Here is a 25,074-nt window from a genome sequence, read left to right on the forward strand (position 1 = left end):
GACGTTTATTGCGACTTGCAGGCTATGGGGGTATTCGAATAGTGATGCCATGCATCATCGAAGCCAGTGGAGTGTGTCGCGGTGATGCTGGCGATCTCTAGGCATGTCGCGCCGAGTTGCTTTGCATATTCCTGGGCGATTGCCGGAGGCACGACTGCGTCGTCAGTACCCACGATATGCCGTTGTGGGAGATTTCTCAGCCTGTCCTGGTATTGATGCGGTGTGATGGGATCGCTCAGCGGGGACAGCTTGTGCAGCTGCGTCCAGAACACTGGATCAACGTTGCCGGCGATGGTTTGCACTTGCACCACGTCCCTACGCATACCGGCCAGGACGAGTGCCACGTCACCACCGCCCGAATGACCTACCAATTCAAACTCATCGACTCCGAATCGGCTCTTCAATGAATCCAGGCTGGCGTTCATGGCTTCCATAACCGGTCTTGCAAAGCGCCGGTCGGTCCATGCCCCGACGTTGCAGCTGGACGTCATCACGAATTGACAAGGCCGGGCCAGATACGCTGCTGGGGTCCGATCCTCGGAAGCGTACTTGAGCATCAAAGAGGTGCGAGGTGTTGGGTCTGTACTGGGCTGGCTGCTGGTCGCCCAGGCATGGCCATCGCCTTCGATGTAAACACGCAAGTGCCGATACGTTCCGGCCGGTGGAATCATCGCTTGGAGAGTGTATTGGCTGGTCTTGAGCGTCGCCGGAGCCAGGCTGGGGGAAGTGAATTGCTCGAGGCTAATTTGAGAGGCGCAGCCGGTTAACTGCAAGAGCCCAGCGGCTACTGCGGCGAAAACCAGTGTTCTCTTCATATCAGCTTCCTTGAGTTGCAGCTCTCGATAATGGTCGGCAGACAGCTATCGGCAGGTGCATCCATTTGTTGAACATAAAAGCGGCCCGAATAACGGGCCGCCCTGACACTACATTACGTTAGGTATTAGAAATCATACCGGCCCTTGAGGGTGAAGGTGTCAGCAGTAAAGTCGGTCTTCTGCAGGTAGCTGTAAGCAGCACCTACAGTGAACGCGCCGATGCTGTAGTCCGCACCCAGGCCCAGTTCGTAAGAGTCACGCGCCGCTTGTGCGCCCGAGGTCACGAACGGGGAGCCACCGACCACAAAGGCGCTGGTGCTGTTTGCTTTGTCGCCGATGAAGTCGTGGTACGCCATGGCGGTAACTTCTGGTTTCAGAGTGCCTTGGCCCATTGGGAAGTTCTTGGCGACGCGTACACCGGCACCCATCTCACCGATTTCCATGCGCTGACCGTTAACAGACAAAGCGGCGCTGGAGTTTTTCTCGGTGTAGCCGTCGATTTTCAGGTTGGCATAGCGTGCAGCCACTCGCGGCTCGACCAGCAGACCATCCTGCAGGTTGAAACCGTAACCTGCCAGCACGTTGATACCGAAGAGGTTACTGTCGTAATCGCCTTTTGCTGTTGTGCCGGCAACATCACGCTTGGATTCGTTGTCGTTCTTGCCGAAGGTCAGGCTCGAATCAACGAAGATTGGACCCTGAGTCCAGTTGGCGTAAGCGGTCAAGGCATCACCGGTAACCTTGGTTTTGCTGAAGTCCGAATTGACGTCGGTGTCCAGGTGGCTGAATGCAACACCCAGTGTCAGGTCTGTGGTCAGCTTGCCGTCGGCGCCGATGATGATGCCGTTGGTGTAAGCGTTGTAGCCGGCAATGCCATCACGAGTACTTTGGTCCGCGTCCGAGTAGAGGCCTTTGACCCATACGCCGGTTTCTTTCAGGACGTCGCCAGAGGACAAGCCACGGGCGTCTGCGGCACGGGAAGTCAGAGCGTTTGAGATCAGGCTCTGGCCGCCCATCGCAGCTTGGGTTGCACCGCCGTTGACGACTGGAGACAGTTGCTCAGCCAGCTTAGCCAGTTGCGCGGCATCAGCATTGGCGAAGTTTTTGAACACGATGTCGTTGGCTTCGAGTTTACCCATCACGGTATCCACAAATGGACGCATCGCGTTCTGTGCGTTGACCGAAGCACCAGCCGGGATCAGGACCTGAGTGATTGTCTCGCTGGCGGTCTTGGTGGTTACAGTCGCTTTGACGGTCTCGCCGTCAACAGTGAAGCCAGATACCTTGAGCAATGCGCTGTCGCTCACTACGAGCAGTCCGCCATTTTCGATGCTGCCAGCCTTGACCAGGGTGTAAGTTTTGCCATCGCTTGCCGAGGTGAAGTCACCTGGTTGGGCGGACAGTTCAACTTTGCTGCCAGCGGCAAAGGTAGCTTTACCTGCGACGGTGACCATCGGAGTCGAGTTGTCGGTAGTGTCACTGATAGGCATACGCAGCGTTGCGCCTTGTGCCACATTCAGATTGCCAGTGAGCTTAGTGCCAGTTTCCGAAGCCAGGTACAGGCTGCCGGTTTTCACATCGACCAGTAGTGCGTCGATGTTCTGGCCGTTAAAGGAACCGTTGCCGGCCACTTGCACCAGCTTCATGCCTTCCATATCACCGTTTACGGTACCGGCAGTCCAGTGCAGTTCGGTCTGACCGTTACCACTGATGGATTTATTGCTGCCACTGATCAGGCCGCCGTTCTGGTGAATAACGAATACATCGCTCGGTGTGGTGCTTTCCACCTTGATGGCGGTACCACTGGACAGGATCACGCCGGAGTTGATGATTCCGTTAGTGTCCAGATTGCTTGCCGGACCTTTGGCGTTTTGAATGCGGACGGCAACTGCGTTGGCGCCGGAGGCCTGGATGTTGCCTTTGTTGTCCAGTGCGTTGTATTGCATATCTTTCAGCAGGACAGAAGTCGCATTCGCGCCATCAGCAGCGATTATGCCGCCGAACTGGTTGCTAACTTTGCCGTTCAGAGCAACGTTGTCCAGCACCAGTCCGGCAGAGTTAGCGCCGGTCACGCTGATGATCCCGGAGTTAACGACATCACCGCCGATGCTGCCGCGGACAGGTGCAGCGCCTGAAGTCGAATGGACGTACAAACCCTTGGCGCCGTCGCCGCTGGAAATCAGCTTGCCGTTGTTGGTGACGCTGCCAGTCAAATGGGTGTCGACCAACTCGATCGCATTCGGCGTCTGAGGAGTACTGCCCTGACCAGTAACTCGAATGGTGCCGGTGTTGGTCAGGTTGCCGCTGATTTCCGCAGCGTCAGCGTAGATGCCAACGGCGCCAGGGCCGAGCAGGTTTAGCGTGCCTTCGTTGGTGATGTTGCCAGCGATGGTGGTGGCGACGGCGTCCACATCGTTCGAGCGCCCCAGGCTCAGTGCTCGTACATTAAGGCCATGCACATTCAGGGTGCTGGTGTTGAGGAGGTTGCCCGCAACTTCCGCGCCTTCAAAACTGACTCCATTTTCAGCGCCGTCACGCAAAGCCGCCCCGTTCAATGTCACATCGGTGTTGCTGGTGCGAGAGAGCGTAACTACGTTGGCGCCACTGACATCCTGTACTAACGGGCCAGGAGGCGTGGCGAATGCATTTGCACTTGCTGCGGTGATTGCGAGGGCCAGTACGGTTTTGCTGATGGTGAAGTTGCTCAAAGGTAAGTCCTTGTTCGGTTTTTTATGATCGGGCCCCTCGAACTGGATAAAAGAGTCCTGATGGCCATGTGCAATCAAGATCATAACGGCGTTTGCCGCGTCGACCAGTCAAAATGGCCATTCTTTTTTCCAACACCCAAACCTTTGATTTTCGAAACAAAACCATTGGTATAGCTCGGCTCCCCCCGAGGTGGCAGCAGGCATTTATCACAATCGACGGCCGATCGACAAAGCATTTCGGTGCGTTTCGATACATTTCCAAAGATTGGTGATGAATTTCTCTGTGAAGCTTTTCACAAACGATGTGGCAATGTAGTATCACGGTCGAAGCCCAAAAATGGGCTCATAAGCTTGGCGTGTATGCGATAGCAACTGCCAAGCACTTAGTAGAGGGGGAGACCTGGTCTCTCTGCCGAAGTTGTTAGGCATTGATGTGGCCAGGAGGATCTCCTGCCCTGCTTTCGGATACGGTGTGCGCTCGCCTGCACATTGGCTCCGACGCCTGCTGGCGCGCCCAGCCTCCTTCCGCATTGTCCCAGATCTTGGACGCCCCCTCTCAAACCACGGTAGGGGGAGTGCATTAATGAGCAACGTTTCGAATCTGGACGTGAAACCGGAAATGGCTGCCAAGGCGTTGGCGGCCGACAATGAAGCTAAACGTGAGTTTTTCGAGAAGGTAGTAGAGTTCAGCAAGACCTTCTCAGTTAAAGAGACGTCCCGCCTTTTGAAAATCAGTGTTGGCTGGCTTCGCACCTACTCAGCCGAGAAAGGGATTACGTACCCTGATCCGCTGACCAGGTCAAAAGAAGAACAGCGTGCGGTGAACCGGCAATTCGAGAAACTCCGTCCATTGAAGGAACTGCGCAAAGTAGAACCCGTCGCCCGTGCCCTCCCCGGTCAGATCCAACTGACACCCGAACTAGAAGCCCGTTCCCGCCACGCCCTTCGCCGCGCCAAAATCGCCTTTCATAAACGTGTCGTTGCGTTAGCTGAAGTCTTCAGCCTGCACGAAGCCGCACAGCTGCTGAATGTCGGCGTTCGGTATCTCACGAACTATGGCTATGACTGGGATATTCAGTTCTGTGGTGAGCAGCGCACCTACGCGATCAGTGCAGCGGACGCAATGAGCGAAACAGCTATCGAAGCAGTGGCTGATACGGCGGTGGTTGCTGACGTTCCTGTTACTCCCCCTGCTGCTGTTGTTATCGATGCTCCTACGATCGTTGCTGTCGTCGCCGCGGAAGTTGTTAACGTTGTACCTGCTGAAGTTGCGCACCTGGTTGCTGACAACGTGGTTGCCGCCGCTACCCCTGTTGTTGCGGCATCTCGCGTCGCAAGCAAACCTTCCTTTGCTGACACTACGAAGACTGCCCGATCTGCGGTTTCTCCTGTCCGGACGAAGAATCCATTTGTGAATGCTGTGATCCTCGGCGGCGACCTTACGGCGGCGGCCCCTATCTCCGCTTACCCGAAGAACCAGATCCCAATAGGGTCATCCAATTCGTTTAGTAACGCCGTGATTCTCGACGACAACCCTGTGGTGGCGACTCGAATCTCCAAGTATGAGAAGAGCCAAATCCCAATTTCGGCCCTTTCACATAGCAGTGCCGAGATTTTCGATGATGACCTTAAGACGTCAACTCGATTATTCCATTATCCGAAGAGCCAGATCCCAATTGGCTCGCCCTTTTCACATAGTAGTGCCGAGATTTTCGACGACGACCTAGCGACAGCATCTCGAATTTTCATGTGCCCGAGGAATCAGGTCCCAATAGGGTCATCCTATTCGCTGAATTAGACGGCGCCGTCCCTTGGAAATGAGGAGTGAGTCGTTATGGTCTCGCTCCTCCTATCAGTCCAGAACGGAGGAATACCATGGACACAGGTTTAGGTACGCTGGAGCGATCCACCGCTGATTCAGTGGATGCCCAATATGATGCAGATCTCACGCAGGAACATTTACACCCGGCGTCAGATGGTCCCCCAAAGGAGGAAAGAAAACCTCCTCATTTCATTATCCCAAATGCCTTTACTCAGCCGATGACCATGGAGGCCGCCTGGAGCTCTTGGTACGGTTCGCTGAAAGAGGTGAGCATCATTGCCGACAGGCTCAAGAAGATCCGCCACCCCAAGCTAGTCTCTGCTCACGCGGCCATGAAGCACGCGCCTCAGCCAGCATTCATTCTGTCCAACCACCTTGGAGTTGCCGAATTCAGCCTGGCATTGCGTGAGTCCAATGCTGACGCTTTCACCAAGGTAGACCCGGCGAATCGCCTCGACACCAACCTCATTCTGTTACTTGGACAGGAACGACGGGATCGCATCAAGTCACTGTGTTCAACCTCTCCGGCGGTCGACGTGATCGACGCCGTTGTCAGTGCATGGCCATTCATGCAAACCCTTTTCGAAGTCGGTGCATTCAATCGCGACCTTGCGTGTTCCTTGCTCTTTTTATCCAGCATCGAGAAGGTCATTGGGGATGGTCTACCGAAGCTCAGCCAACCTGACCGCTACCGCAGGGACATGGCTGCGGTATTGCTGTTGGAGCAAATTCCGCAGGGCGTCCTTGCCCTGGTCTTCGATTCCTCCGAATATCTCGCTGGCCTCCTGAAGGTCTATGCTGAGGTCCGCGCCCAATACGCCAACCTTCCGGGAAAAATCGACCCCACTCAACCGCTTCATCTGCAATTGTCCCATACCCAACTCGCAGATCTGGTGGAGGGTGTCCATGCCGCCTATTTCGGTCGCGTCAGCAAGTCTGCAGCCGGGGTACCGCGCTTGCTCGCTCTGGTTGAAGGTCAGGCGCTGGCGCTGAAGCCTGGTCGGAACGCGCTGAGCGTCATCTATTCGCAGTTCGTTGACGGCTACGCTCGGCAGGAGTGGCGAACGCTTGTTGAGGCCCTCAGGAGTCACGCCCAATCGATGGAGGTCCACCTCGATCAGAAGCTGTTTGCGCCAGACCTCGTGGGCCGCGAGATAGGTTCGGCCAAAAGCGTCAGTCTTGATGCCGTTGACTTAATCCGTCGCCTAATCAACGCCACCCACGGAAAAATCGATGCCGGCGATTTTATCGCGCGCGCTGACAAACAGCTGTCCAAGGTTCGAGACCTGCATGGCCAAATCGCTACTCTTGGCCAGAATCTTACTGTTCAGGCGATGGGCAAAATTCAGGATCTGGCTGGTACGGCCCGGGATGAAATTCTCGCGAATCGTGGCTGGTTCCAAACTGAAGTCGATCGCTATATTCCGCTGATCAGAGCCTGGCAGCGCTTCTATGAAGAATGGGAGCGCCATTCGCGCAAAGGCCCATCCGCAACTGCATCGAAGTCCCCTGCCCCGCTGGCATTGGTGGAACGCCTTCCAGCACCGGCGATGGTCCCACCCAAGCAGGTTACTGCTGAACTGGTGGAGCTCCAGGAAGAGTTGGAAACGGCGTTAACGCATAACGTCCATATTGAGCGTGAATTGTCAGAGGCCCGGACGGAGATTTACAACCTCCGAGCGTACCGTGACTCGCTGCCGGTGGCCGAGGCTTCTGGGGTGATGCCTCAGCCGGACACCGACCTGCTACGCCGTGTCGCTTTCCGCGAAGCCCTGACCCCAGTCGATGTTCTGGCGTTCATCCAGCTTGTCGCCGGCGACCGGGTGGTTGTTTTGGATTCGGCCTGGAAGTCCGCCCGTGAAGCTTCGACTTTCCAATATGCCGGCCGAATGCTGGATGCTCTGAGAACGATGGTTTTCCCCTACTTTGAGTCGCTGGCGAATGGAAATCCGGATTCGGTTGCTCGTGAACTTCTGGCTGGGGCGTATTCGGCGAAGGAGTCGCATTCAGTTGGCAGTTCGACCAAGCTGCGCTCACTTCGTGAGTTCGTTTACGAAGGCCAGGTACATTTTTTCGAGCGTCACCTGAGAATCGGAAACGGCGGCGGCATGGAAGGGATGCGCTTGCATTTCGATATTTTCAACGGCGAAAAAATTGTGATCGCCTACGCTGGGCCTCACTTGGAATGCCCTACAACCACCTGATAATTGGTTGAGTCGAATCAAGCCGCCGGCTGCTTAATACGCAACGGCGGTTTTTTATTTTGGCTGGCAGGGAGTTTTAGGTCGGCGCAACACAAGCTTTCTGCTGTTACCCTTTGCCTCAGCTTTGGCAGCGGATTTGAGTCGGGTTTTTTCTTTCCGTGCTTTCTTGCGGGTGGCATGATTCCCCCGACCTTTGTATTCCAAAAACAAAGGCAGGACTTCATTGGCACGGATCATTGAAATGTAGGATTTTTCAATGAAACGGATGTCTTTGTTTGACCGTACCGGTCCAAGCAGAAGCGCCTTCCTATCGTGCTCAATGACAACGCCAATGAGAGGAAGGCCGGACTCTAGGATGACGGTGAGGGTCACCCGATTCCTGACGCAATAATCCAGAAACCGGTCCTGCTCATTTGTGGACCGATCGTCTTGGCGAATGGACGCTCGATCCGCAATCTGTGGTGTCGTCATGCGACGTTCCTGGGCGTTACTGGGTTCATGGATCTCTTCTGAGCGCTAATGCACACATTCATTGTTGCCTAAAATGATATCAATATACCATCTCGCGCTCACTTTTCCTTAGCCCGTCGTCAGGTCACCTGCTGACAAAAAATAATGTACTCATAACGGTTTTTTTTGGGTTGCATGCACCTATGGAAAGCCCGGTTTACGGGGCTTAACACCGTTTTGTACAAATTAAAAAAACTACACCAACGGCAGTTCTGACCACGAGGTGGTGAATCGGGGCGAGACAAATTCGCGCTTCATGCCCCAATAGCGGTCAGCTGCTGTACCACCAAAACGGACAGTATCCTTGCCCAATAAACCGTTTATTCGATCGATTGATTGCATCAGTTTTTCCGAGCGCTCTGGCAGCGGCGGGGCAAAAAGGTCGCCAATATAACCAATATTATTGCTGAGTTTGGAACATATGATGCCTGCCCTCGCATAAGCGACTCCTGATCGGTAGATGTGATCCAATTGCTGGATAACCGCGTGGATCATTTCCCGGCTATCACTGGTGGGGCGAACAAAGACTACTTGACTGGATTTGCTATATCGCGGGCCGCGAGAATCAAATGGGCTGGAGCAAATGAAGATGTTGAGCACCTCTGCTCTGGAACCCTGCTTGCGTAGCTTCACTGCCACACGGGCGGTGTACGTGGCCAAGGCTTTGGCGAGCGTTGCTTTGTCATAAACCCGCTGACCGAAGCTGCGTGTGCACGCGATCATCGCTTGGGGCCCCGCCACCTCGCCAAACCCGAACTGGTACTCCCCGCGTAACTCCCGAACGGTCTTCTCTACCGTAATGCTGAAATCTCTCCGGATCTGGGCCGGGTCCGCTCTCGATAAGTCCCAAGCCTTGGTGATGTTGCAGGCATTCAGCCTGGCACTAAGCCGCGAGCCGATACCCCACACCTGACCCACATCAGCGTATCGCAACAGTTTATCCAGCCGATCGGGTGGATCGAGCAGACTGACGACGGAGCCGGTTTTCTGCTTCCAACGCTTGGCCGCGAAGTTGGCCAGCTTCGCCAGTGTTCGATTCGGGCCAATCCCAATGCCGGTCGACAAGCCAGTTTTCTTTAGCACGTCGGCTTGCAGCTTCCGCGCAAATTCTTCCAAATCGCCTTTGATTCCAGTAAGCAAACAAAATGTTTCGTCAATGCTGTAGACCTCGTTTCCAGGCACGTTTGAAGCGATGGCTTGGATGAGCCTGTAGTGCATCGACTGGTAAAGTGAAAAGGCACTGGAACGAAATATCACTCCATGGCTGTCGGCAAGACGTTTGATTTCGTGGAATGGCTGCCCCATTGCAACACCGATGTTTTTCGCTTCTTGGGATCGTGCGATAGCGTTCCCGTCGTTGCTGGATAAAACAACAACTGGACGTCCTCGGAGTTTTGGTTCGAAGAGACGATGGCAGGACGCGTAAAAGTTGTCAGCGTCAACTAACGCTATGATTTCGTTGGATTTATTCACCGGAATGCGGTCCTTTGGACATTCCAAATCACCGTCCCCCAAAGAACAGGTTCGTCTTTCTCCAGCAGGGGAATTGGTTCGAATTGATCGTTTTCGGATGTGAGCGCTGGTCCGCCATCCCCTGTGCCGAGTCGCTTCACGGTGAACTCACCGGCAACGATAGCCACGACCACATAGCCAGGCTTTGGATCACATGCTCGATCCACAACGAGCACGTCGCCCGCCCGGATGCCGGCACCTTTCATGCTGTCTCCGCGCGCTCTTACGAGGAATGTTGAGCACTGGCTGATCTTGACCACCTCATCAATGCATGAAGGGGCGTCCCGTTCAATGTTCGGCCAGGTGCTTGCCCCCGGGTGCCGGTGTAGGTTGTAGGTGCAAACGCCTTGGATCAGAAATTCTTGTTCATCTCCGATCATCAGAGGTGAAATACCGGGCGCATCCGCCATTAACGCCGGCGGCTGCCCGCGCCCAGATAAGCGGCGGAGCAAGTGCTCGCCATCGAGTAGCACCAGTACGATGTCACCCGGTACCGGCTGCATAGCTGTGTCCACCACCAGGATGTCGTCCTGACTGATTCCGGAGTTGGCCATTGCGCCGTCGGTGACCCAGGCCAGACATGTCGAAGCTGCACCAACACCGACCAGATCATCAAGGCTCAGCTCCGCTTCTGCCCAGTCCAGCGCAGGCGATGGCCAACCGCATTCGGCTCCTGGATACAGGGAGAGTTGTATGGCCGGCGACGCTGGTATGAGGGGGATAATTTGTAGGTTGCTCATGACGCCACCATTGCTCTGCACTGTGTATGTGTACAGTATTATGGCTGGCGCTGAGACTTTTTGGAGCCCTAGAAGGACAAGCGGCTGTTCAGCAGTTCAATCACGAGGATTGAGTTCGGCCTGAACGATATGGATTGGACGCAGCGTCACCATTGCGGCGACCTGATCAATTTCGACTTCCAGCGACTGAACAGTGGATTGTGGCATGCACCCATCGCCATGCTTTCGCCACAGGAAGGACTTAAGGTCGGCAGGCCAACATTCAACCTGATACAAGGCGCGAGACGAAATTTCCCCAAGTCGCGACTCTGTCAGGTTCTTGTAGATGTCACGTTCGATGGATGCATGCACCTTTCGCCAGAGTGCGGCCAGGGCAGACTCGTATTGTGCGTTTATGTCCTCAGCCATTGTTTTGCCTCATGCACGGCCGGGATACCCCGGCCGTTGGGTGAACGTCTTTAGCCGGTTTGATTCTGCTGCTTTGCGCGCCGTTTCAGCTGGTCAGTGATTTGGGTCGGCACGCTACGGATCAGGAGTGTGCCGTTGGTTTCGTCGAATTCGATCTTTGAGCCAAGCAAATGGGCTTCGAAGGTGATCGATAGTCCGTCGATTCGGCCGGTGAAGCGCTGGAATTGCTTCAGCGTGCGCTTGTCTGGCGGGATCTCTGGGGACAGTCCGTAGTCCTTGTTGCGGATGTGATCGTAGAAGGCCTTAGGCCGTTCTTCGTCGATCAGTTCCGATAATTCTTCCAGGCTGATGGTTTCACCGACTTTGGATTGGGAGTTTGCGTAACCGACAAGGGTGTTCAGGCGTTCCCGGGCGGCATCCTCGTGAAGGTCTTCTGCTTCAACGAAGTCGCCAAACGCCTTCAGGAGCGTTCTGGTTTCACCCGGGCCATCAACCCCTTCCTGAGCCCCCAGAAAATCCCGGAAGAGCTCATGAGGGCGCTTACCCTTGATGTATGAAACATACTGCTTGGACTTCAGGTTGGTTTGCCATTCGGATACGTTGATACGAGCCGCGAGTTGGAGTTGCGAGAAGTCGATGAAGGCGGCGGGCACGAGATCGATCTTTTCGTCGACGGAAACGCCATGGCTGTTGTTGAGCACCGCAATCATGATGTAGTCCGTCATCCCTTGTTGGGAGTGGATCACCGCAAGCTGGCCGCCGGTGCTGAGATTCGATTCCTCGAGGATGCGGGTGTAGTGCTCGGCGGCGTTGCGGCTGAACTCCACGAAAGTTGCTGTACCTGCCAGGTATTCACGGAGCCATCCACTGAGTGGGTACGCGCCCGACTCACCGTGAAAAAAACCCCAGCCCTTTCCAGCTTTTGCGTTGTAGGCGTTGTTCAACTCGAACATGAGGTCTTCAAGTACCGTTGACTCCCCGAGTTCTGAGTCTCGTAAGATCAGCGCCGCCGGGCTCCCGTCAGGTTTCTTGTCGATCGTATGGATGATTGCATTGCGTACAGGCATCTGGTGCTTCCCTTTCAGCTGTGTCGGATATGACATCGACAACACAGGATAACGAGGCGATTGCTTCCGGCCATTCGCCAGTCAGCCAATCCAAAGTGGTGAGGTGAGGTTTACCCCACGATTGTCTCCGCGGCATGGAATCACGGCTGGGCTCACTCAGCGTGAGATGCCCACCACGTTTTTTAACAGGCTGGCCGGCACGCGCAAGCCAAACTGACGCTTAGAAAATCGACTTAGGTTTTGAGCTGCTGCGGTCCCCTGAACCGTTATGCTTTGCGGGATCAACAAGCAGAATACTTGAGGGGCAGCCGTGGAAAACGCGACGATAAACTTGGACAGGTTTCCAGATTTTCCGCCATACGAGGGGCATTGGGCCGCGATTTATTACGAGCCGATCCCTGCGTCCGGGGAGCGCCTGACGATCGCGGTTGCTGCCTGGGACGCCGATGGCCATTCCATTGAGGACACAATTCCTCCGCACCTTTTTCCTCACGCGATGCAGGCCATGATCGAGCTACTCCTCGCGGGTACCAGAGGGCAGTTCGAAGAAGGTGGGATCGAGGCAGTAGCAATGCCTGGTATTTTTGTCGGGGCGGTTAGGCGCGGTATGGGAAACGACCGCGCGGATGTTCTGCGTCAGGGTGTATCTCTGACAAGTTCCATTGCGAGAACGACGCCAGGTGTCTAACCCAATGACGGAATGGCGCAGGGCTGGCTGCCTCCGTCTCAATCGACCTTAACCAGATTGGTTTCGTCGCGTGTGGGCGTCGAGGAAGCCACGATAAGCTGTCAGGATCTTTTTGGTATCTCTGTCCGGAGCGTGGGCCTCAAGGGTATCAAGCTCCTCACGGCTCAACGCGGTGATGCTCTGCCCTTCGTACTCTCCAGCCAGGATAGTGCCCTCTACGGCACAGCTCCGTGTGTTGATCTGCAGGCGAACGAAGTCGGACTCAAGCAGTGCGGTTTCTGGGATCTCCCCATACCTTTGCAGCAGCGTAACCGCCCGCTCGAACTTACGCCGTTCCCGCTTAGCGATGGTGACTTCGGATGCTCTTTCACCGGCTGACTCAAATTCATGACCGATGATCAGCAATATCACTGCCCCGATCAGCGTCGGCACCGGCGCAATGATTGGAGCTACCACTATGCCAATCATCAGGGCTGCGCCTGTCACGTTGGCCACTCCGTCGACAACGCCAGTGACGGTACCGACGACTTTGTCTCGGGCATCCAGGACTGAGTCCCGGGCTCCGGTATAAGTAGCATCTACAGACGAAGTGATCGAGCGAGTGGCCCCGGCAACGGTTTCAGAGATACGACCCTTCACATCACTGATTCTGTCCTGCGCATCTACGAGCGTGGATTCAGCCTTGGCTGACACAGCACACGCAACGCCGGCGGCGGTGCCCTTGATTTGGTCCAGGTACTTTTTCAACTGATTTACCTCTATGGGCGACTGGTGGAACGACAGATGCGCGTTCACCAGCCCCCATGCGAAAACGCGTTATAAATCGATACCAATGAGAGAATTACAGTCGAAAGAAACTGTATGGCGGTAAGAGAGCGACTAATCAAACTAATCTGAAATACGCTGATGAAGACGACTAGGGCAATCCAAAAACACAAAGAAGCGTTCATCGCCCAGCCAGTAATCATCAACAGAACCCCAACAATCGAGAGGCCGGTACATATCAAATCTTTTGTGCGATCAGTTGAAGCCATGGAATTTCCTATTTGGTCGCGTGGGTCGTTATTGCCATTCACCTACTGACTTAGCCCCAGTTTTTAGGCCGGGGCTTTGGGTCTGCTAGCCGATTTCCCTCATGTCCTACAGTCTGGGCGCAGTAGAGGGGCAAAGGGTTTAGCTAAATTCAAAGCACCCGGCAGGACAGGTTTGCGAGGTCATACCGTGACTGCAAATTCCCTTCTTCCAATTTTCGGCATCGGCTTCACGTTCCTCCTCCGCAGAAACGTAGCCGTATTCCTCGCGGGCATAAAGAAAGGTGGCAGCAGTAGCGGCGTCCAATTGTTCATCGTCGCCATACTCAGCTCTCACCCCTTCGCAAAAGAAGGTTTGGACAACGGATTCATAAGTGCTACCACGTGCGCAGGCGTCTGCAAAAATTTCGCCAAGCTTGGCAACAATCGTAGGGTCGACATCGGACATCCGAATTACTCCCAGCCATGCATGTAAGTAGGTTCAGCCAGGATCGCGATGTCTTGGCGCAATGAAGTTTCGAGGGTTTCGACCTTCCCTTCGTCCTGATTGAAAACCTCTAGCGAATCTAAGGTCTTGCGGCCCACCCGGGTGACGTCCGCCAGCGTGTAATCGGAACGTGGATAATCAGTCTGTTCACAGAGGACATCGATCGCACCCGACGCGGAGAACGCTGCAACGATGTCGCAATCACCGACCTGATATGCCTTAAGGCTAGGCCCTTTCCCTGCGAAGAAGCGACCGCGAGGAAGCCGGCTTCCGCCTTCGACCCTGTACCGCCATTCCTCGAACGCAACTGAAGCACTAGGCGTCTTTTCAATACCCGTCATTACAAATTCCTTCTGGTGGTGTTCCGGCGTAAAGAAGCCAGGTTGTGGGGCGTGGTCTGCCCCCTATTCCACCAAGCACTACTGGCCTTGGTGCTCCAAAGAAAGCGGCTCGGCACCTTGGGCGTACTCCCCCTCGAAGGCCAGTGTCATGCCAGGCCGAGCATCCTGCATTTGGGTGAGTGCCCTCTTCACTTCTGCGCCAAATCGGGAGAGTGTGACCGGCTCGATGATGTCGCCGTGGTCGCCGAGGATCAGCAATCCAAACTTCCGTAACTCCAGAATTGCTAGGCGTTCATTGGGTTCGTTTGGTACAGGCTGGCCGGCGACGAACAATTCCAAAGCGAGTACTGCGGCGCCTTCGAAATTGAGAGTCCATTCCCGGAGATCAGTTTTGTAGTGAAAGATGTAACCGTGGTCTCCCTTTTCGATCGCCACCGGTTCGCGGCATGCGTTCGTTCGGGCCGAGCCTAAGGTCAAACTGTTTTTTGTAGCGATGTCGTTACTCATAGGCCGCCTTAGAAACCGTCAGTCGTGACGAAGTCTGCGACGTCACTCACTACCGATGCTGCCGAGTCCAGGATCGAGGAACCAATGCTTGGGCTGTCGTAGCCGAACCCACCGGAAGATGACGAGCGTGGTATTTCTTCCCGATAGCTTTGCACCTCATCGGCGATACTGCCTCTGGAGTACTGGCCAGCCATGTATCCGAGCACGAGCGCATCGAAGTCGAGATCGTCGCGGTAGCGGTAGTTGGAGTTCGTGTAATCGCTGCTGCGCAGCGTGCGCTCCAGGTCCTTGGCTCGTTCATAGTTGTTGTGGGCAACTTGGCGTGAGGCTTCCAGCGGCGGGATGGTTGCGTGATGGGCGACCAGTTGCTCCTGCAGGCTGGAGATCCGTCGAGCGAGTTCGTCATCAGTGTTGCTGGTGGTCGTACGCACCAGGCGCTGCAACTCTTCACGCGACTTCATTTTGAGCGACCCAAGCATCATCTGCTCGGCGATCTTGAAGTGCTGGTCGGTCTTGAGCGCGAAGCCGCCTAACAGCTTGTGAATGCTGTTCGCACGAGCTTTGTACCCTTGAATCCGATCTTGGAGGTCGGCCAGTTCCGTTTGTTGTTGATCAACACCGGCGGCATTTTGCGAGCGTTTCACTGCGTCAGTGAGCAATTCATCGCTCGCATCCATCGCGTTTTTAAGTTCGCTCAAACGAACCACGGTGGCGTCCTTCATCGCTACCAGGGTTTGGTAACTGATGAAGTTGCCTTGGAAGTTGATCCTCGCAGCGAGCCAATGGTCTATATACCGAACAAGGAAGCGAGACTTGTAATCCTCGGTGCCATATTTCGCGTTGATCAGGTACATGAATAGCGGCGCTTGCTCAAAAGCTTTCAGCTTCTGCTTGCATTCCGAGTCAATCTCGCCGTGTACGCTTTTGTAAGCATTGAAGGCGTCCCGATCCGTATCGCGCGCCTTGAGCAACTGAATGTAGCCAGAGTCAACGGAGAGAGCCTGAAACAAGCCAGTTCGCGTATCGTTGACGAGCTTGAGTACCGACCCGGCCCTTTCCATATGGTCGGAAATTGCTTTCTCAACGAGGTCAAGCTCATGACGAAGCCCGGCCTCCTCGCTTTTGCGGACACTCAGTTGCCGCGTGACATCGATCGGCAGGGTTGTCGAGCTGCCAAGCTGTACTGAACTGATCTCCCTCAACCCTGAAAGGATATCCGCCTCCAGGTTTAGCGTGCGCTCGTGCGCCTCGGAGAGACGCCGTTCAGCAGTCCGCAACTCTTGTTCATACTTCCGACTGTTGCCCTGTATGGACGTAGTCATTGAGGACGGATTCATTGTTCCCTCCAGTTCAGGATGGTGTCTGGGTTAGCCGAAAGAGTGCGAGAGGTCCAATCAATGGTGAGCGACTTCGCGGGCTTATCACCAATGTGCACGTCTTCAATGTGCCCATCGGCTTTGTCTTCTTTGAGGCGGTTGTAGGCATCGTTGGAGACTTGGACCCCGAAGATGCTGGCCATGGCCCGTTCACCCGTTTCGCTATCGGTTACTGGCGCACGGATCACGTTGCCACCCGCGTCTTTTGCTTGCACGAGGAAAAACCAGGTCTTGCCGCCGGCTTTATAACGGCGCTCAACGGCCGATTTCGGTTTGGCGACGATTTCAAGGGTCAGTGGTTGCTCGGCAAAGGGAATCATCCCGGTCACAAACTCGATGAGGTCCTTCGCACTGTCGTAATCCATCTCACGAATCAATGAATTTGCCTTTTCCAACGTAGCCGTGACCTTTGCCATGTCCGTCGAATTCAGGCCGATCCGCTTGTAGGCATCGAGTGCACGAGCCCCCTTGGACGAAAGCATGTCCAGGTTCGGAATATGACCTATAGCGGTGCGCAGCTTCTCGCTGGCTTCGGCTGCGCGCCGGCCACCGTCTGCCCTTGAGTTCTCAAGTGCATCCTTGGCCTGATCAGCCATGCCCTGAAGGACTGGGTACCGAACGACCGACTGCTGAAAGGAGGCAGAGTTGGTCAGCTGCTCGATCGAATCGCTGGCGCTGTAAATATCCGTCAACGCCGGTAAGGCCTCACGGTTTCTCCACAGCAGGTCCTTCGATGCATAGAAGTCTTGTTGGTAGCTTTCCAGCTTCGTCCGGGTATCGACGTAGTTGGAGGAGTCAATTTCCTCTGGCAGCGTAAAGCGGATCAGCTCACGGGCTTTCTGCAAATTGGCCCTGAGCGTTACAAGCATTGCGTCCGCGTCCGGAACAGTCCCTGTTTCATGCGTAGCGGACAGTCCATTCACGATATCGGTCTGACGGGAGATCTCAGTGAGCAATCCTGAAACACCGAGTGCAGCCTTATCGGCCTCGCGCTCAACGGCATTGACCTGGTAATTGTGGTAACCCTTTTGGACACCAAAGCCAAAGCCCGCGAACAACGCTGCGCTGATCGAAATAGCCAGTAGGCGCTTCGAATAGATCTTTCGTTGGAGGTGCGCGCGAGCCAGCGCCCTGGTCCAGAACCCAAGTGGCGGTTCAATGTAAATGAGTCGGTGGGAGAAATACTCACGAACGCCCTTCTCAATCAAGGCGTCATCGGCCTCGATGTTTTGCTGCAAGTAGTACTCACGGATTCGGCGCGCGGCCTCCTCGCGGCGTGCCGGCAGGTTAAGGTGCTCGTTCAATTGCAGTTGGTGGTGGCGAAGGCCATCAACTACCGCCATCGCTCCCATTTGTTCAGAGAGAGTGAGTTCCCGCATGTTTAGGAGGCCTTAGCCACGAGGGCCGCAAACGCACGTTCGTTCTCGGAAGTGGCTGTCTCGATTTCATTTGCGCACTTTGTCGCCTTGGTGCGGGCAGATTCAATCAGGCCGGCCATGTCGGACTGGAGTTGCACGATTGCCTCAGCCAGTTGTTTGACCGGTGCGGAGTCGAGTGAAGCTCCGTAAGCCAGGCTGATGGCGTCACGAACATCCCCACCTGTGGAACGTGCCAGGGCTTCAATGGACTTCTCGACACCTTCCTTCTGCGCTCGCAACACGTTAGCGGCGCTATTCAGGCCACTTTTGGCGGTAAACGCCGCGGACAGTGCAGTGAGAACTCCTTCCTGGCCGCTGAAGAAAGAAATCATCCGCTGGTGCAGGCGATCCTTAACAAGCGAAACCTGTTCCAGTTGCGCGAATACCACCTTCGAGGTGTTGTAGCCGGTCTTCTGGTCTTCGGCGATATCCTTGGCAATCTGGTAGGACTTGTCCTCCATTTGGAATGCACGGAGGGCTTCATCGCGTGCCAACTCTAACGAGGACAGATTGATGCTGTCGCCGCCCATGGCCGATTCAACTGCTTCGTTGCAGGCTTGAAGTTCGGACCGGCGCGATTCAAGTTTCTCAGTAGCCAGCTTCAGCAATTCTTGAGCGAGGATTTCTGATTGCTTCATAGCCATCTGGTAGCTGTGGTATGCGTCGCGGATGATTTCTTCGCGCTCGATTTCCTTGCCGATGACCTTCACCGAGGACAGGTAGTTTTGCTGAATCGACGCGAATCGCTCAGGAATGCTGCCACGTCGAATTTTGATGAACATCATCTGAGCGCGCTCGAACAGATCAAGCTTACCGTCCGCCATCCACTCAGCCATCTTGGTTGAGTCGGTGCGGATGCTGTCGAAGTCGTCGGTGATGCTTTGATACAGCGCCGAAGAGTCCAATCCCTTCAACTGCTCACGCACCGTCTGATGGAACGAGGAGGATTGCTGGAGAGTGGCCGCTATCGCGATCACCTTGTCCTTGTCGTAGTGCTGGACTTTCTCCAGCAAGCTTAGTATCGGGGCGGTTTCAACGGTACCGGTGACGTGAATGCCAATCGCGGCCAGGCCAGCTTTGGCACGTTCGAGGTAGTTGATCGTCGATGGAGTCATCTGCTGCATATTCCTGTTTGTGGACGCCGTGTTTTGGGTTCGTAAGCAGGATAACGAGTGTGAGGTTGTTCACAAGCCAATCTACCCCGTGAAAATTCATGCCGTTTTTTTGGATGAATGAAAGCCATTTGGCCTCATGCCCATAGCGGCTGGGCCGCGAGTGATGTGCTGATTTTTCGGCACTGTTTTGGCTCGCGGACACCTGACTGGGTAGTTATGGTGGCTTTCTAAATCGCACATCCACTGCACCATTCCCAGAGGTTGGAAATGAAAAAAACCATGATTGCGCTGGCGCTGATGAGCATTGCCGCTACCGCCTCCGCCACCGATGAAATTCTGGTTCAGGTTGAGATGTACCGGGGGACTGAACGACTTCACCTGGTTGCCGATGTTGTTGAGTCCGGTGAAACCGCTGACATGCAGGACAAGCACCTTTACGGCTATGGGGAGCGTCCTTCCCTCAACGAATTGCGCCTTGGCGCTATGAAGTCACCGAAGGCGGAAGAGAAATCGCTCGTGCTCGGCCTCGAAGCCCATGTCACGCCGCGCCTGCAGCCTGATGGGCGAATCCTGGTTGATACCGACGTTAAGTACACCGGGTTGAAAGACGCGAAACACGATGGAGGTGATAGCGCTCAGGGCAAAGCTCCAAGCACCCAAATCCAAGTTGCTGCATTTCAGCAGGTTGTAGGAAGCGGTACCCGCACGACCTATACAGGCTTCGACGAAACAGACCGTGAAAAGCGGGTAGTTATCACGGCAATCAAAATGATGTAAGCACCGCCGCAAATGACATCGGTACGACTGCTGGGTATTTGAGACTTCTCAAACGCATGACTAGCCATCGGAATGGTCAGGAGTAAAGCACCCTGCCTGTACGGGTTCTTGTGTATGAATTTTTGGCCGGCGTTTTGGCTCGCGGTGACTATGTATGGTCGATATGGTGGCCTTCAGATCCACATACCCACTGTATCGTCCACTAGGATTGGAAATGAAAAAGACCATGATTGCCCTGGCGCTGATGAGCATCGCCGGCACGGCCGCAGCAAACATCGAAATGCAGGCAGACGTCTATTCGGGTAAAGAATTAGTGCGGACTTACAAGGCTGTCGTCGCCGAAGGTGTGTCCACGGAGATCAAAGATAAAGAGGTAGCAGTTAAGTTTGGGAGCAAACCTTCGCCGTCGCCTGAGGCCAATGCTCCATCAGCGGACCTTCAGACTGAGGAGCCTACGCCAGAGCTTGGGTTATCCCTCAAAATGACGCCACGCAAGTTAGCCGATGGCAGAATTCTGATCGACAGCGCGTATTCAATCACCACTGCAATGGCAGGTATGGTTGTGCATGACGGCGTTGAAAAGGAGGAACCCATCACCCATATCAGATCTGTTGAAACGCAGCTTGTCGTAGACGAAAAACCAGGAAACTGGCCAACGGCTTTCAACCCCCGCCCTGGTGAACTGGTCATCAACTTTTCAGCAAAAGAAGTTCTGTGAACTGACGTTTGCCAGCTCGCCCATCGAACAAGTAGCCCCGAAAGACGCTGTGGATTAACCGCTATCCAATCATACAGGTCCTTCAGTCCTGCCGAGGTTTCAGATGCCCGTTACTGTTGAATCGCTAAAAGCCCTTGTGAGGCGTATCCCCCTCATTGGGTCGAAAAAATTTCTAAAAACCCTCGTTGCTGTCATCGTCGCTATCTGGGTTGTGGAAAAATTTCGGCCGCACACTGGCAGTCTGGAGGATATGTGGTTTACCGCATTTTTCGGTTTCTTGAACTCCCTTGGCATGATGTACCTGTGCCTGGCCTATTTGGTCTGGGACTTCGGCAAGAAGGATAGTGTCGGAAAAGTTGATAGTGGCCCAAACGACAAAGCTGATTAGCAACCTTGCCCCCGGACGTCGTTACCAAAAGCCCGCTATCCAGCGGGTTTTTGTTGTCCGGCGCGAACCAGAGGTACGTTTCTCCATCGGCACAGCGCCGCACGCATCGGCATAGCATCGCGTGCCCGGGGCGGGCTGACTCCGTAAATCACTGTATTGAGCGTCGGCATAGCGTCGCGCGGCCGGGTCCGGGCGAGCTGACAATTCAGTGGCAGTACTGTCGGCATAGCATCGCATGGATGCATCGGCATAGCGTCGCGTGCTGGGTCTCAGGGCCCGGGAAATTCAACTGTGCCAGCGTCGGCATAGCATCGCATCCAACGGCATAGCGTCGCGCGCCGGGGTCTCGGGCCTGGCAATTCAGAGATTTTCCCATCGGCATAGCATCGCCTGCCCGGTGATGGCTGCCCTGGTAATTCACTGGAATCGGCGTCGGCATAGCGTCGCTCGCTATGTGGGGGATTCATCGGCATAGCATTGCAACTCATGGACATCGCGCTGGCGCTTGAGCATCGATGGTGGATTGGCTTTATACCACCCTCAGTCATTTCAAACGCGCGGTGACTTCGCTGGTACCGTCGCCTTTGAAAATCATGCGGTAGACCTCTCCATTTGTTTTTGTCAGTACGGATGGTCCTACCATCGCCCCTTCTGCGTACGTTCCTTCGATCGTCCAGTCCTTGGTTGTAAATTTCCCTTTTCCGTTGAGTGCCCAGATCCCTTTAACGAACTCCCATGGGGCGGACTGGGTTGTCACACCATGGCCGGCAGTGATGGTTGCGCGGTAGTGGTCGTTGCCTAGGGCGACAACACTCAAGCTGGTGTTGGTCTCGCTATCGTACTGGGCAATTATTCGATTCAGGGGTGACGCCTGGTTGCCCCCTTTTACCTGATAGAGCGTGCACAGGTAGTCGGCGCCGTTTTTCTTGGTGGCACAGGCGAATTGAATCGTATCGACGTGTAGGCGGTCGTCTGGGTAGGCGAACCCATTTGGCCCGAAGCCGATATCCTCAACTCTGTCGGGAGCGTTCAGCAGCACCGACTCGTAGAGTTGCTCATTCGATTGCTTGACGGCCTGCGCGTGGGCAGTGGAGTTCAAAACTGTCTTCAAGTACTCCAGGAACTCGATGTCGCGTTCTGGAGTGAAGGTGAAAGTGGGTTTGGCCGAGCTGCTGCCTGGCGAGTTGTGCAGCGCAATTAGAAAGGCTTTGGCCGCGAGGAGAAAGGGGCCTTCGGCCGATTTGAGTTTCTTCGGTCGAATCCGTGGAAGCTTTGCGCCGATGCTTCCACAGTAGAGATTTGTGCCTAAGACCTCAGCCTCTTGAGCCAGGCCATAGTACGACTCCATAGGCGCTTTGATTGAAGAGTCGAGGTGGGCCTGAAACACCCGGGTTCCGTAATCGATCAGATGCGAAGCCGTTTGGCCGAGAGACCCGCGGCCTTTGAGCATCACACAGATACTGTCGCCGGAGACGACTACCGCAGTGGGAGCACTACTGACCAGAAAGAGCGCAAAGTCTTTGTCAGATGGCACAGGGAAGTAGAATGAATCGCCTTCAGACCCAATCTTGGGATGCGTATGGACCGTCCCCAGGACTATACCTTCGCAGCTCGCCATGACGGCACCCGACTCGACGCTTTGCTTTGACCCTTGGATAAGCGAGGACATCACAAATCGCTGGTCTTGCGAGAGCATTAGGCATGCTGCGTACTCACGGTGATCACGGTCGGTCAGCTGGGCAGCTGTACGAAACCCCTCCTCCCAATTATTCGGCAGCACCAGGAATTCAGGCGCAGGCATCTTGTTTTCCAGCGACTCACCTGCGGCGACGATGTAGGCCTCAGTAGCGCTGGAAGCTTTTGCTGCGTTTGCATGCGGTGCCGTCAGCCCGGCCGAGAACAACAATGCACTGATCACCGGCAGTGCCCACGGGGTACGCGGCATTCGATGTCACTCATGATAGGTGTTGTTGCGTAACTGCTGACTGGAAGTCTAATTGCGTTTTTGAATTGCGCGAACGCGCTGATGTGGCGACGTTGAAAATGTGGGGGGTAAGAACAATGGCGTTCAGGAGGGGGATGACTGGCTGCGCGAAATGGACATTTTTCCAAATAGAGATGTCCATTTCGCGGAGGGGCGGCGGTTCAATCAAATGGCAGGGTTGATTGCCCTACGATCGGCGCGACCTTTTCTGTTTATCTGCCGCACCGCCCGGTTCACCACCTGTGCTGGCAAAAAGCGCACGCCGCGTTTTTGCATTTCGAAATGACGGACAAGGCTGGACATAGCCTCGTTCACGTTGCCAGCGTGCATCCTGGTAAATGCACGGTGACCGTCAAGAGATCGTTGAAGTGGCCGGTATACGGACTCGCGCACTATTGCACCCTCGTTAGATGGGCCACCAGGTTGGTCCCATACGCTGCAATTGGAAGTCATGGAGTCTACACCTCGCTACGTAGTTTATGCTGCTGGACGGCAGCAGCATTCTTTTGCTCGATCTCTTGCACCTGCGAGCGCATGTACCCAATTGCCTGGGTCAGAACCACTGCCGCGATCCAGCAGATTAGTCCCCCTTGCCAGAGCATCTTCCAGCGATCGCGCTTCGCTTTTTCGGTACCGGCCGTTCTCTTCAAAAATGGCCACATAATCATCATCCCAACGAAAATCCCAACCGCTGCGGCGGCGGCCAGGCCAAATGCTGAGTCCATGTCGAATCCAAGGTTGGAGGGTGGATTTTTCTGTACTGTTGAGGTGCCGGTGGCGACCTAAGAGCAATTCAGCGTTGGATAACAGGCATGGGCTGAACTGAGCACCATGCCTGGCCACAGGCTCCAATCAAGCCGCAGATGCCGGTTCAAAGAGTGTGTCGGCGCCGACGTAAAGCTCCTCTGGAGCGTTCGGCCACTCGGCTCGAATGGTTTCAAAGTCCCCACCTACCCAAAGGTCGAGGAAATTCGCCACTTCACATCCCAGAGTCAGCCCGAAGGTAATGGCAGCGAGTGCGGCATCAGGCGCGGCGTCGATAGCATCAGCGGCCTGGATAAGCGCCGCGGCATGGCCCTCGCGGTATGCCTCACTCTGGGTGGCATAAGCGGCATTCGCCCTTGATGGGTCGTATTCCAGCGAGAGGATCTGTTCGGAGATATCTTGCATGGTTGGTCACCTGGCTTGTTGGCTTGACTGGCGGGCGGTATCAACGTCGGCACGACGCCGGCGAATGGAGCGCAGGATTCGCCACCAGAAGCTCACCTGAAGGCGTGACTGCTCGAGTTGCGGATTTGGCACCCTGAAATACGCAGGCATGACCGGCTGAATGCCATTGGCCTTGTTCAGGAGTGCGGTACCCCGGTCATTGATCCAGTACCACTTAACCGGCTCTCCCGGGCGTAAAGGGCTGAAACCGGTCAACTGCTCTGACGTCACCAGCCCCCTCCTGAGGAGAGACTCTGCAGCGACCCTGGCCTCCTCTGTGCGAAACCAGCCAAAGCGCCAGGAGCGATTGTGTCGCCAAAGAACCGGGTCAACTGAAAGCCAGGCGCTCTTTGCCAGCGATCGAAGCATGATGAATTCGAACTTGGACAATTTGGTGTGCGGGAGTCTTTTCATGCTGAAGCTCAGCTATGTCGATGAGGTGATGCTAATCCACCGTCAACACCTCAGCGACCCAAAACGGGGCTCGAAAATTCAGCTTTGGAAATGAAGGTCTACAGGGGCCTTGGCGAGTGTTTTCGGTCTTGCATCTCAGCACCCGTTGCAGGTGCCGAGGAAGTGACATAAGCCTAACCGGCATAGCCCGACGTTCAGATCAGGCATTCCTTGGACTTGTGGGGGAAGAGCGCGTTGTACCCTGCTTTGAATGCCCGCACGATGGTAACCCCCCCTTCTGGCTCGGTGATTTTTGCCTGGCATGCTTTTACTTTTTCCGCTTGCTCGGTGGTCAACGAACTGAAGAAGCTATGTTCCAACGCCATCGACTCTGCGTTCGAATCAGGTAGAGCTGAGAACAGGGTAACCAGCTGGTGGTCTGGGAGGCGGCTGATTTCACCGAGGATGTATTGATTGCGATCTTCAAACTTGTTTTCACGATGAAGAATGTCGGCAACGAGCATGGCATTGATCCCGGAAGCACCAACGCGAGAAATGCTTTCCAGTTTGGCTACTGCGAGGTCACCGCTGATCTTCCCGTTCGCGTACTCACCGCGCACGGCAATGCCTTCTTTGACGGCCAAAGCGTTGGTTTCTGCAGCGTCTTGGATCAATAGGTAGATCAACCCATAAAGGGCGAGGATGAAGCTCATCAGGAGAAAATGGCCCAGGTAGTTGACCGTTTTTTTCAGTGTTAGCTTTGGTTTCGCGTCGATGGTCGTTGCAAGGGGCATGTTGTTGCTCGGGTTGTGGGTGAGTCTCAAATTTTCCAATGCGCAGTTTCGACGTGCCACCC

General features: G+C 55.0%; 26 protein-coding genes. 5 read left to right on the forward strand and 21 right to left on the reverse strand.

All coding sequences use genetic code 11. The features are described from left to right. Positions 1–5: 5 nt before the first annotated feature. Both QF010_RS03850 and QF010_RS03855 read right to left on the reverse strand, forming a co-directional pair. Positions 6–815 (reverse strand): alpha/beta fold hydrolase, encoded by an 810-nt coding sequence (locus tag QF010_RS03850; protein ID WP_429381196.1) that lies wholly within the window; start codon positions 813–815, stop codon positions 6–8. A gap of 125 nt (positions 816–940) precedes the next feature. Next, on the reverse strand, positions 941–3,523 hold the full coding sequence (locus QF010_RS03855) for an autotransporter family protein (protein WP_429532489.1): 2,583 nt from the start codon (positions 3,521–3,523) through the stop codon (positions 941–943). A 583-nt stretch (positions 3,524–4,106) separates the two neighbouring features. On the opposite strand from QF010_RS03855, the gene QF010_RS03860 reads away from it, so the two are divergent. After that, positions 4,107–5,321: a hypothetical protein gene (locus QF010_RS03860; RefSeq protein ID WP_429381192.1), complete on the forward strand. Its 1,215-nt coding sequence runs from the start codon at positions 4,107–4,109 to the stop codon at positions 5,319–5,321. 77 nt (positions 5,322–5,398) lie between these two features. Then, positions 5,399–7,549: a hypothetical protein gene (locus QF010_RS03865; protein ID WP_429381190.1), complete on the forward strand. Its 2,151-nt coding sequence runs from the start codon at positions 5,399–5,401 to the stop codon at positions 7,547–7,549. 54 nt (positions 7,550–7,603) lie between these two features. On the opposite strand, the gene QF010_RS03870 is transcribed toward QF010_RS03865, so the two are convergent. The 13 genes from QF010_RS03870 to QF010_RS03930 all read right to left on the reverse strand — a co-directional run bounded on the left by QF010_RS03870 (position 7,604) and on the right by QF010_RS03930 (position 18,758). Beyond that, positions 7,604–8,020 (reverse strand): hypothetical protein, encoded by a 417-nt coding sequence (locus QF010_RS03870; protein WP_429381188.1) that lies wholly within the window; start codon positions 8,018–8,020, stop codon positions 7,604–7,606. A gap of 234 nt (positions 8,021–8,254) precedes the next feature. Then, on the reverse strand, positions 8,255–9,532 hold the full coding sequence (locus QF010_RS03875; RefSeq protein WP_429381186.1) for a Y-family DNA polymerase: 1,278 nt from the start codon (positions 9,530–9,532) through the stop codon (positions 8,255–8,257). Beyond that, positions 9,529–10,311, reverse strand: a complete 783-nt coding sequence (locus QF010_RS03880; protein ID WP_429381184.1) for a S24 family peptidase — start codon at positions 10,309–10,311, stop codon at positions 9,529–9,531. The genes QF010_RS03875 and QF010_RS03880 overlap by 4 nt, the downstream gene beginning before the upstream one ends. Before the next feature lie 96 nt (positions 10,312–10,407). Then, a complete protein-coding gene (locus QF010_RS03885; protein WP_429381182.1) occupies positions 10,408–10,719 on the reverse strand; it encodes a hypothetical protein in 312 nt (103 codons plus the stop codon). A 50-nt stretch (positions 10,720–10,769) separates the two neighbouring features. Then, entirely contained in the window at positions 10,770–11,786 is a 1,017-nt protein-coding gene (yejK, locus tag QF010_RS03890; RefSeq protein ID WP_429381180.1) for a nucleoid-associated protein YejK, read from the reverse strand. Positions 11,787–12,522: 736 nt separating this feature from the next. Next, positions 12,523–13,269 carry a hypothetical protein gene (locus QF010_RS03895; protein ID WP_429381179.1) on the reverse strand — a complete coding sequence of 249 codons (747 nt, stop codon included), beginning with the start codon at positions 13,267–13,269 and terminating at the stop codon, positions 12,523–12,525. After that, the gene (locus QF010_RS03900) at positions 13,266–13,508 is read right to left on the reverse strand and encodes a hypothetical protein (RefSeq protein ID WP_429381177.1); all 243 of its coding nucleotides are present in this window, start codon (positions 13,506–13,508) and stop codon (positions 13,266–13,268) included. Before QF010_RS03900 ends, QF010_RS03895 begins: the two co-directional genes overlap by 4 nt. Before the next feature lie 139 nt (positions 13,509–13,647). Then, positions 13,648–13,953: a hypothetical protein gene (locus tag QF010_RS03905; RefSeq protein WP_429381175.1), complete on the reverse strand. Its 306-nt coding sequence runs from the start codon at positions 13,951–13,953 to the stop codon at positions 13,648–13,650. A 5-nt stretch (positions 13,954–13,958) separates the two neighbouring features. Next, positions 13,959–14,333, reverse strand: coding sequence for a hypothetical protein (locus QF010_RS03910; RefSeq protein ID WP_429381174.1), 375 nt, complete (start codon positions 14,331–14,333; stop codon positions 13,959–13,961). Between the two features lie 78 nt (positions 14,334–14,411). Continuing rightward, complete coding sequence (locus tag QF010_RS03915; RefSeq protein ID WP_429381172.1) at positions 14,412–14,840, reverse strand: hypothetical protein; 429 nt, start codon at positions 14,838–14,840, stop codon at positions 14,412–14,414. 8 nt (positions 14,841–14,848) lie between these two features. Further along, complete coding sequence (locus QF010_RS03920; RefSeq protein WP_429381170.1) at positions 14,849–16,177, reverse strand: hypothetical protein; 1,329 nt, start codon at positions 16,175–16,177, stop codon at positions 14,849–14,851. Then, on the reverse strand, positions 16,174–17,595 hold the full coding sequence (locus tag QF010_RS03925; RefSeq protein WP_429381169.1) for a DUF6384 family protein: 1,422 nt from the start codon (positions 17,593–17,595) through the stop codon (positions 16,174–16,176). The genes QF010_RS03920 and QF010_RS03925 overlap by 4 nt, the downstream gene beginning before the upstream one ends. 2 nt (positions 17,596–17,597) lie before the next feature. Beyond that, entirely contained in the window at positions 17,598–18,758 is a 1,161-nt protein-coding gene (locus tag QF010_RS03930; RefSeq protein WP_429532490.1) for a merozoite surface protein 3b, read from the reverse strand. 258 nt (positions 18,759–19,016) lie between these two features. Here QF010_RS03930 and QF010_RS03935 point away from each other — a divergent pair, with 258 nt between their 5' ends. The 3 genes from QF010_RS03935 to QF010_RS03945 all read left to right on the forward strand — a co-directional run bounded on the left by QF010_RS03935 (position 19,017) and on the right by QF010_RS03945 (position 20,632). Beyond that, complete coding sequence (locus QF010_RS03935) at positions 19,017–19,526, forward strand: hypothetical protein (RefSeq protein ID WP_429381165.1); 510 nt, start codon at positions 19,017–19,019, stop codon at positions 19,524–19,526. A gap of 214 nt (positions 19,527–19,740) precedes the next feature. Beyond that, positions 19,741–20,244, forward strand: a complete 504-nt coding sequence (locus tag QF010_RS03940) for a hypothetical protein (RefSeq protein ID WP_429381163.1) — start codon at positions 19,741–19,743, stop codon at positions 20,242–20,244. Positions 20,245–20,347: 103 nt separating this feature from the next. Then, on the forward strand, positions 20,348–20,632 hold the full coding sequence (locus QF010_RS03945) for a hypothetical protein (RefSeq protein ID WP_429381161.1): 285 nt from the start codon (positions 20,348–20,350) through the stop codon (positions 20,630–20,632). 544 nt (positions 20,633–21,176) lie between these two features. Here the strand turns inward: QF010_RS03945 and QF010_RS03950 are convergent. From QF010_RS03950 to QF010_RS03975, 6 genes are all read right to left on the reverse strand, one after another. Further along, on the reverse strand, positions 21,177–22,577 hold the full coding sequence (locus QF010_RS03950) for a hypothetical protein (RefSeq protein WP_429381159.1): 1,401 nt from the start codon (positions 22,575–22,577) through the stop codon (positions 21,177–21,179). A gap of 204 nt (positions 22,578–22,781) precedes the next feature. After that, complete coding sequence (locus QF010_RS03955) at positions 22,782–22,919, reverse strand: hypothetical protein (protein WP_429381157.1); 138 nt, start codon at positions 22,917–22,919, stop codon at positions 22,782–22,784. Positions 22,920–23,074: 155 nt separating this feature from the next. Beyond that, positions 23,075–23,341: a hypothetical protein gene (locus QF010_RS03960; protein WP_429381155.1), complete on the reverse strand. Its 267-nt coding sequence runs from the start codon at positions 23,339–23,341 to the stop codon at positions 23,075–23,077. 127 nt (positions 23,342–23,468) lie between these two features. Beyond that, positions 23,469–23,786: a hypothetical protein gene (locus QF010_RS03965; protein WP_429381153.1), complete on the reverse strand. Its 318-nt coding sequence runs from the start codon at positions 23,784–23,786 to the stop codon at positions 23,469–23,471. Positions 23,787–23,792: 6 nt separating this feature from the next. Next, positions 23,793–24,239, reverse strand: a complete 447-nt coding sequence (locus tag QF010_RS03970) for a hypothetical protein (protein ID WP_429381151.1) — start codon at positions 24,237–24,239, stop codon at positions 23,793–23,795. Positions 24,240–24,433: 194 nt separating this feature from the next. Then, complete coding sequence (locus QF010_RS03975) at positions 24,434–25,012, reverse strand: hypothetical protein (protein WP_429381149.1); 579 nt, start codon at positions 25,010–25,012, stop codon at positions 24,434–24,436. Between the last annotated feature and the right edge of the window lie 62 nt (positions 25,013–25,074).

The sequence above is a fragment of the Pseudomonas silensiensis genome (assembly GCF_050434865.1).
Classification (GTDB): domain Bacteria; phylum Pseudomonadota; class Gammaproteobacteria; order Pseudomonadales; family Pseudomonadaceae; genus Aquipseudomonas; species Aquipseudomonas fluorescens_W.